Here is an 8,160-nt window from a genome sequence, read left to right as displayed (position 1 = left end):
CACCCTTTCCCCCAAAAACTCTGCTAAATTTTTGTTAAGGTGAGGGGTAAACCTGCCAATTTGCCTTAGTTTTGGGGTTTTATACACAGGATGGAGAATCAGGATCAAAAAACGAAGCAAGACTGGCGTGAAGTACGATGGGTATTGTGGCAAATTTACCGCCGGGTAGCTGCCATTTTGCGCGTCACCCTCACGGTATTGGCGGTCGGGTTTACCACTTTGTTCCTTATTTTTCAGGTGCCTATGGTGCAGGAGTGGGCCATCGATGAAATCACTAGAGCCATTTCCAATACCACCAAAACCCGCACCGAGGTTGGGCATTTTCGACTGGGTTTGTTCAATAAACTGGTGTTGCAGGACGTGTACATTGAAGATGACCAGCGCGATACCCTCCTTTTTTGCCACCAACTGGATGCCAGTATTCAGTTGAGTCCAATTACTTTGATCCGCGAAGGCTTGGTTTTTGACAAACTGAGCATCAGCAACGGGCAATTCAACCTCAAAAAAGCACCGGCAGCCGAACTCAACAACCTGGAGATTTTGCTGAAAAGGCTTTTTCCTCCCAAGCCGAGTACCTCCAAAACCCCCAAAAAGCCATTCAAGTTGGCCATCAAAAAGCTCAATCTGGACAATGTTTCTTTCTTTAAAAATGATTTGCACCGGGGGCAGCGCATGAAAATTTATGTAAAGCGCGGCCGAATTGCCATCGACAAAATGAATTTGCCGGCCAAACAAATCCAGGTGAAATACATTCGCATCAATGGCCTTGATTTTTTGATCGACGAATTGAAATACGGCCCCGGTTACGAAGAATCTTTGACCGAAATTGAAGAGCAAGTTCCCATAGACAGCGTTGCCACGGATACCCTTACCTGGGATGTCACCGTGAAAGACTTTGCTCTGTCGGAATCGAAATTTTTCTTGCACAATTACCGCAAAGCCCCCCGCAAAACCAATGCCCGTGATACCATCGATTATGCCCACATGGAAGTGCGCGACATCGACATTCAGATCAAGAATTTTGCGGTCAAGAAAGACATTTTTTCGGGAAATCTCAACAACATCTCCCTGCGGGAAAAAAGCGGCTTTGAACTCACCCAACTGGCGGCCAAACAAGCCGTGGTCAGCAACAATGAAATAACCTTGAATGGGATGGTGCTCAAAACGCCCCATTCCAACATCGGGGATACCCTCCAGCTCAAATTTGATTCATTCGACGACTTCAGCGATTTTCCCAATCTGGTTCGGCTGGATACCCGATTTTCGGGTGCACAAATTGCCATGCGCGACATCATGGCTTTTGCTGCCGACTTGACCACCAATCCTTTTTTTCGCAAAAACCGGGAGACCACGCTTTCCCTCGATGGGCGCTTTTATGGGCTGGTCAACAACCTCAATGGCCGCAAATTCAAGATGTTGCTGCCGGATGGTACTTTTTTGCAAGGAAAATTTGACGCGCGCAACCTGGCGGTAAAAGACAACGAATCCATCGAACTGCGCATGGATCGGCTCAGTACCAGCATGCGCACCTTGCGGGATTTGTTGCCCAATTTCAATTTACCCCGCAACTTTGACAAGTTGGGTAAGCTGGAATACAGCGGAGAATTTATTGGTTTTTTCAACAGTTTCACCACGATTGGGCAGTTGTTTACCAGCATCGGAAGCGTCGACTTAAACCTTTCCCTCAAAAATACCGAAATACCCGAACGGGCTTCGTACTCCGGGATCGTTACGTTGAACAATTTCGACTTGGGCAAATGGACCGATAACAAAAATTTTGGTAAAATCAGTTTGCGTGCCGTTGTAAAAGAAGGGGATGGCTACGGACTTTCCGGCGCAAATGCCCGCGCCAAATTGACTTCCGACATTAAAAGTTTTGAGTTCAAAGGCTACAAATACACCAACGCCCAATTGCAGGGCGAATTGAAATCCCGCAAATTTGACGGCAACCTCAACATCAAAGACGACAACATCGACTTGGTGTTCAACGGTAAAGTGGATTTGTCGCAGAAAATTCCTGAATACAATTTCAACTCCTCCATCAATCGACTCAACCTGCAAAAACTGAATTTCAGCAAAGAAGACATCGTGCTAACTGGAAATGTAGACTTGAACATCAAAGCCAAAAGCCTGGTCGACCTGGTTGGAAGGGCTGAATTCAAAGACTTTGATATTAGCAAGGGCGATCAAACCTACCATTTCAAAAGTGTAGACATTCGCTCATCCCTGGATTCCAATGGATCGCGGGATCTGGACATTGCCTCAGATGTGATGGATGCACACCTGAATGGCCGCTTCGACATCGAAAAAATTCCGGCCACTTTCCAGCATTTCTTGTACGACAATTATCCCGGATTTGCCAATCGTTTTGGCATTCCCCAAATCGATTCTTTATTGCGCCCGCAGCAGTTTAAATTTGACATCAAAATTAAAGACAGCGGGGGCTTGCACGAATTGATCAATACGCAATTGGGGCCGATCAAAAACTTTAATTTTTTCGGCGAATTTGACAATGGCACCTCTACGCTCAGGGCACAATTGAATGCCCCCGAGCTCCGCTTTGGAACCATGGCGGCTACCGATCTTGGGTTAAGCATTAATTTGACCAACGGTGCCGGTTTTGTCAATCTCAACACCATGGCGCTGACCATCAATGACAAACAAAGGCTGCCCGACATCACCCTGCAAACTTTGCTGGATCGGGACACCATTGATTTTTCCTTGAACTACGCCGATCATTCTTCCAAAGTACTGTCCAAAGTAGACTTGAATGGCCGCTTTTTTATCCGCGATACGAATACCATGCTGATGCAATTGCGCAATTCCGACCTGCGCCTGATGAACTCCAACTGGAACATCAATCCAAAAAACTCGATCACCTTTGGAAAAGATTATATAGACGTCAAAGATTTTGTGCTTCAACACGAAAAGAAAGCCATTCGCCTGGATCGCCTGGGCCGCAAGGGGGTAAAATTGGCCATGAGCAACATGGAGTTGAGCTTACTCAACGATTACCTTAATTTCGACCCCATGAAATTTAGCGGCCTTTGCAACGTGGAAGCCAGGGTTGAAGACGTGCTGAGCTTGACCAACCTGGGCGGTTCAATAATTTGTGATACCTTCAGAATCAACAAAGACGACTGGGGACTCATGCGTCTGGATGTAAAAATGAAGGATCGACAGCATCCCCTTGAGGCCGTTTTTTCCCTGACCAAAGATACCGCGCAATTGCTGCTGGAAGGCTATTACAACCTCAGTACCTTTGGCGAAAGCAAAGAGCAAAGAGCCCGTTTTTTTGACGCCAATGTCAATATTCATTCCTATCCGCTGAGCATCGCCAGCTATTTTGTAGGCGATGTTTTCAAAAACCTGTACGGGTATTTTGACACCGATTTGCACATCAGTGGCGAACCGAACAATCCGGATATTTCGGGCAAAATGCACCTCATGAAGGGCGGCTTCACCGTTGATTATCTAAAAACGACCTATACTTTTGATCGCGGAAATGTATTGGTGGACAATTTTCTGTTCGACCTGTCTGGAATGCTGATCCACGATAAACGCAACAAACGGGCCAGCCTGGATGGGGGTATCCGCCACGACCATTTGCGCCAGTTTGGTTTCAATGCCACGCTACAGACCCTCGAACCCTTTTTGGCGCTGGATACCAAAAAAGGAGACAACGAACAATTTTACGGACAGGCCATGGGAATGGGAAAAATCAATTTCTCCGGTTCCTTCGAACGGCCCGATATCTCCGTAATTGCCTCGGTAGGAGAGGGGTCAAAACTGATCATTCCCGTGAGCAACGAGCGTAAAGTGGGCCAATTGGAATTTGTCCGCTTTATCGAAAAAACACCTAAAAAAGACAAAAACAAAGGAGAAAGAGACTCCCGTGACCTGCGTGGAGTGGGCATAGATCTGGATGTTACGGTGCTGCGGGGTGCAGAAATGCAGATCATTTTCAACGAACAATCCGGTGATGTCATCAAGGGATCGGGCAGGGGAGCCATCCAGATTTCAGTACCCAGAGGGGGCGATTTTAAGATGTTTGGCGAGATCGCGATCGATCAGGGCGAATACCTTTTTACATTGTACAACTTGTTCAATAAGGGCTTCCGGGTCAAAGAAGGAGGTACACTCACCTGGAATGGCGATCCTTTTGGCGCAATTATCAATTTGGAGGCCGAATACAAGGACTTGAGCGCCTCGGTGTACAGTTTCATTCAGGAATACCTGGTAACTGCCACGGACGAACTCAAAGCAGCAGCCAACTCCAACACCAACATCGACTTGCGCATGAAATTGCGAGGAGACTTGCTCAAACCAACCATCGATTTTGATTTGGCATTTCCCAATTTGCGGGGCGAATTGCAGAGTTTTGCCGAAAGTAAAATCCGTACCCTCAAGCAAGACCAAAACGAACTCAACAAACAGGTGTCAGGCTTGATCCTGTTTGGTCAGTTCCTGCCTGCTGATTTTGCATTTGGCAACCAGGCACGGGCTTTTGCCCTCAACTCGGTGAGCGAATTGGTGTCCAATCAGCTTTCCTTGATGGTCACCGAATTGCTGAAAGACCTGGTCGGTGAAGGGGTGCTTTCGGATATCAACTTCAATGTCCGTCAGGCTTTGACAAGCAGAGGAAACAACGAATTCCAATTTAGTTTAAAGCCGTATTTTCTCAAGGATCGACTTTCCGTGCAGGTGGGAGGCAATATTCAAAACAACGTTCCTGGCACCACGGTAGGTACTTTTGTGGGTACGGATGTGGTGATCGAATACGCCATTACCCCCGACCGTAACCTTAAACTCCGCGTTTTCCAAAAACTTCAACCCGATGTAGGCGGAAGCCGATTTCAGGTGGGAACGGGCTTGAGTTTTAGAAAGGAGTACAACTCTTTCGCCGATTTTATCAAAAGTCTTCGGGGAGCGGCGAAGAAGAAGTAGGTAACGCTACTTGGTAGTGGGGCAAAAATAAGTGATCATTTTTCTTGAGCCAAAGGATTAGATAAGACACTTGAAATAAGACGTTTACTTATCTAATCCTCTGGCAAAATGATCACTTATTTTTTTATCGCCCCTTAGTAACCACACAACCTACTTCGCCGTTCGCTGGCGCAAAAAATGATCCGCCAATACCAATGCCGCCATGGATTCCACGATGGGCACTGCCCGGGGCAACACACAGGGATCATGCCGTCCTTTTCCTGTTACAATCACTGCTTCCCCTTGCTCATTGACCGATTCCTGCTCCGGGATAATGGTAGCAACTGGCTTAAATGCTACGCGAAAAGTAATGTCCATCCCATTGGAAATGCCGCCCTGCACCCCACCAGAGTGATTGGTACGGGTCAGGACTTTTCCATCCTCCTCATAAAAGCTATCGTTGTGTTCCGAGCCGCGCATGCTCACTCCAGCAAATCCAGATCCATATTCAAAACCCTTGCAGGCATTGATGCTCAGCATGGCTTTGCCCAAATCGGCATGCAGCTTGTCAAAAGCGGGTTCGCCCAATCCGGGAGGGCAACCTTTGATCACGGCACTGACCACTCCGCCGATGGTATCGCCATCTTTGCGTACGGCTTTGATCAGGTCGATCATTTGTTCGGCCATTTCGGGATCAGGGCAGCGGACGTCGTTAGATTCGGTCAGCGAAAGATCGAGTTCTTCCAGCGATTTCTGCAATACCAGCGCCCCAACCTGACTGACGTAAGCCTGGATTTGCACGCCTTCCTGCGCCAACAGCAGTTTGGCCACCGCTCCTGCGGCTACACGTGCGGCGGTTTCCCGCGCCGAAGAACGCCCACCACCCCGGTAGTCGCGGATGCCATACTTGACCTGGTAGGTATAATCGGCATGCGAGGGGCGGTACTTGTCGGCAATATGGCCATAGTCTCCCGAGCGCTGATCGCCGTTGTAGATGACCATGGCGAGCGGTGTACCCGTACTTTTTCCTTCAAAAATGCCCGAGAGGATCTGAACCGTATCGGATTCCTTGCGCTGGGTCACGATATTGGACTGGCCTGGCCTCCGGCGATCCAGTTCCGCCTGAATGAAATCTTCGTCGATGATTAATCCCGCCGGACAGCCGTCAATCACCACGCCAACAGCTTTGCCGTGTGATTCTCCGAATGTGCTGATGCGAAATGCGGTTCCAAATATGCTTCCTGCCACGATGGTCTCCTTTTTGATTTGATGCCGCGAAGCTAAGAAAAGTGTAGCGGTTTTAAAAATGGGTTGCTTATTGCGCGCTCAATCGTAACCCCAGTTTCGAGGCGCTACGATTGGGGAGCTTGCCCCACGATGGTTCTAAACGTCAGATTTATCCTTGGCTGAATTACCTTCTTGGTGGTCGGCAAGCGGTGCAACCAGTTGGTTTGGGTGGCATCTTTCATGAGCAGTAAGCTGCCGTGTTCCAATAGTACCGATACAGTTTGTTGGTCACGCTTGTGTTTGAAGGTAAAATTCCGTGCTGCGCCAAAACTAAAGGAAGCGATGGCTGAATTTTTGCCCAGGGTCTTTTCATCGTCGCTGTGCCAGGTCATTCCTTCCGTGCCATCGTGGTACAAATTCAGCAAGCAGGAATTATAGGTTGCCTCCGTCAGGCGCTCTGCCAGGGATTTTAGTGCCAGTAGCTCTTCCGTCCAGGGCAAGGCCGTTTTGGTGATTTTTGAATAGGTGTACGAAAACCCGCCATCGCCATACCAGGCTGCTTTGCGCTTGGTTACAATGTGCTTGCCAAACATCATCGCTTCATCGTTTTTCCAGGCAATGCCCTGCATTAAGGAATCAAAATAAAATTGAGCCTCCGAATGGCTCATCACTCTGCCAAAGTATTGCACTGTGCCATCGTAAGGCAATAAATTGACAACGGGATCGGGATTAAACAAGTCCATTTTATAGTCTATTTTTTATTGATGAACCAGGCCCATAAAATCAGTACAAATTGCATCGGCAAACGGATCAAGGCGATCTGATGAGTGCCTACGGCAGGCTCTGTCCTAAAGACATCGATGATGTGCAAGGGTAAAAAGACCAGCATCAGCACAAATACAGCGAAGGTAGCCATGGAACGGAATCTTGGAATAAACAGCCCAATTCCCAACCCAATTTCAGTGACCCCCGCCAGCACATTGATCACCGGGTTCAAGGCAAAATTGGGAAAAAAGCGGGCATACATGTCCGGATTCATAAAGTGCGAAACGCCTCCCAAAATCAGGAAGAGGCCAAAGAGGAAGGTCAGTACGAGTTTGAAGGTTTTCATTCGGTTGGTTTTAAGGAGTTCAGAATGGTTACAAAGGTACGCTCACTTTTGTAACGACAGAAATCTTATCTTTGCGGAACTCAACACCTATTTATTTGTTCTCAATAGCAATTGCCTACACAAGCACTATAATCCACTGACTGAACGACAGGACTTATGAGATTGGAACCGAAAGATCTTTTTGAAAAGCTTGAATTTGACAAAGTTATCGACCTCTTGGTCAAGGAGTGCCTGGGCGAACAAGGGATCGAACGCATCCGCGCCCTTCAACCCCATACCAATCTGCAATACATCGAAGAACGCCTCAAAGAAGTGTCTGAACTGAAGCGATCAATTGAGCACAGCGACCGAATTCCGTTGTTGCCTTATGAAACCATCGATAGCGACCTGCAATTGCTGGCCATTGTAGATGCGGTATTGCCCGAAGATGGCCTGCGCCGCATCAACACCATTTTGGTCAGCATCGGCAACATTTATAAATTTTTCACCCCTTCTCGCCGCGAGTTTTACAAAACCCTGTACGAGATCGTTCGGCCAGTAAATTTTGACCCTACGCTGGCCAAGGAGATCGACCGGGTGATTGACCCTGATGGCAACATCCGCCCCGATGCTTCGCCAGAATTGTCGCGCATCCACAAGATGATTCAATCCAAAACGAGAGAGTTGGATCGCGTTTTCCGCGACATCATCAACGATTATCGGACCAAAGGATGGTTGAGCGATTCGGTGGAAAGTTTCCGCAACGGGCGGCGGGTACTCAGTGTTCCTGCCGAGCACAAGCGCAAAATCCGGGGCATCATTCACGATGAATCGGCCACGGGCAAAACGGCCTTCATTGAACCCGAGCTGGTCATCGAGATCAACAACGATATTTTTGACCTGGAACAACAGATGCG

4 protein-coding genes and 1 pseudogene are annotated in these 8,160 nt (G+C 48.1%); 2 read left to right on the top strand and 3 right to left on the bottom strand.

The features are described from left to right. Positions 1–90 precede the first annotated feature (90 nt). Positions 91–4,947, top strand: coding sequence for a translocation/assembly module TamB domain-containing protein (locus tag ABW391_RS06170; protein ID WP_353480963.1), 4,857 nt, complete (start codon positions 91–93; stop codon positions 4,945–4,947). Positions 4,948–5,097: 150 nt separating this feature from the next. On the opposite strand, the gene aroC is transcribed toward ABW391_RS06170, so the two are convergent. The 3 genes from aroC to ABW391_RS06155 all read right to left on the bottom strand — a co-directional run bounded on the left by aroC (position 5,098) and on the right by ABW391_RS06155 (position 7,264). Then, a complete protein-coding gene (gene aroC, locus ABW391_RS06165) occupies positions 5,098–6,174 on the bottom strand; it encodes a chorismate synthase (protein ID WP_353480962.1) in 1,077 nt (358 codons plus the stop codon). Positions 6,175–6,278: 104 nt separating this feature from the next. Next, entirely contained in the window at positions 6,279–6,896 is a 618-nt protein-coding gene (locus ABW391_RS06160) for an alpha-ketoglutarate-dependent dioxygenase AlkB family protein (RefSeq protein ID WP_353480961.1), read from the bottom strand. A gap of 8 nt (positions 6,897–6,904) precedes the next feature. Further along, positions 6,905–7,264 (bottom strand): DoxX family protein, encoded by a 360-nt coding sequence (locus ABW391_RS06155; protein WP_353480960.1) that lies wholly within the window; start codon positions 7,262–7,264, stop codon positions 6,905–6,907. Between the two features lie 156 nt (positions 7,265–7,420). Here ABW391_RS06155 and ABW391_RS06150 point away from each other — a divergent pair. Further along, positions 7,421–8,160: pseudogene (locus ABW391_RS06150) on the top strand (endonuclease MutS2); the annotation flags it as partial.

It is taken from the genome of Haliscomenobacter sp. (genome assembly GCF_040403615.1).
Taxonomy (GTDB): Bacteria; Bacteroidota; Bacteroidia; order Chitinophagales; family Saprospiraceae; genus Haliscomenobacter.
Note: the sequence above shows the minus strand (reverse complement) of the source record. Positions and strands in the feature narration are given on the sequence as shown.

Bases quoted from the DNA above. Each gene is read 5' to 3' on its own strand.
- ABW391_RS06155 (WP_353480960.1), bottom strand. From the start codon at position 7,264: ATGAAAACCTTCAAACTCGTACTGACCTTCCTCTTTGGCCTCTTCCTG.
- ABW391_RS06170 (WP_353480963.1), top strand. From the start codon at position 91: ATGGAGAATCAGGATCAAAAAACGAAGCAAGACTGGCGTGAAGTACGA.
- ABW391_RS06160 (WP_353480961.1), bottom strand. From the start codon at position 6,896: ATGGACTTGTTTAATCCCGATCCCGTTGTCAATTTATTGCCTTACGAT.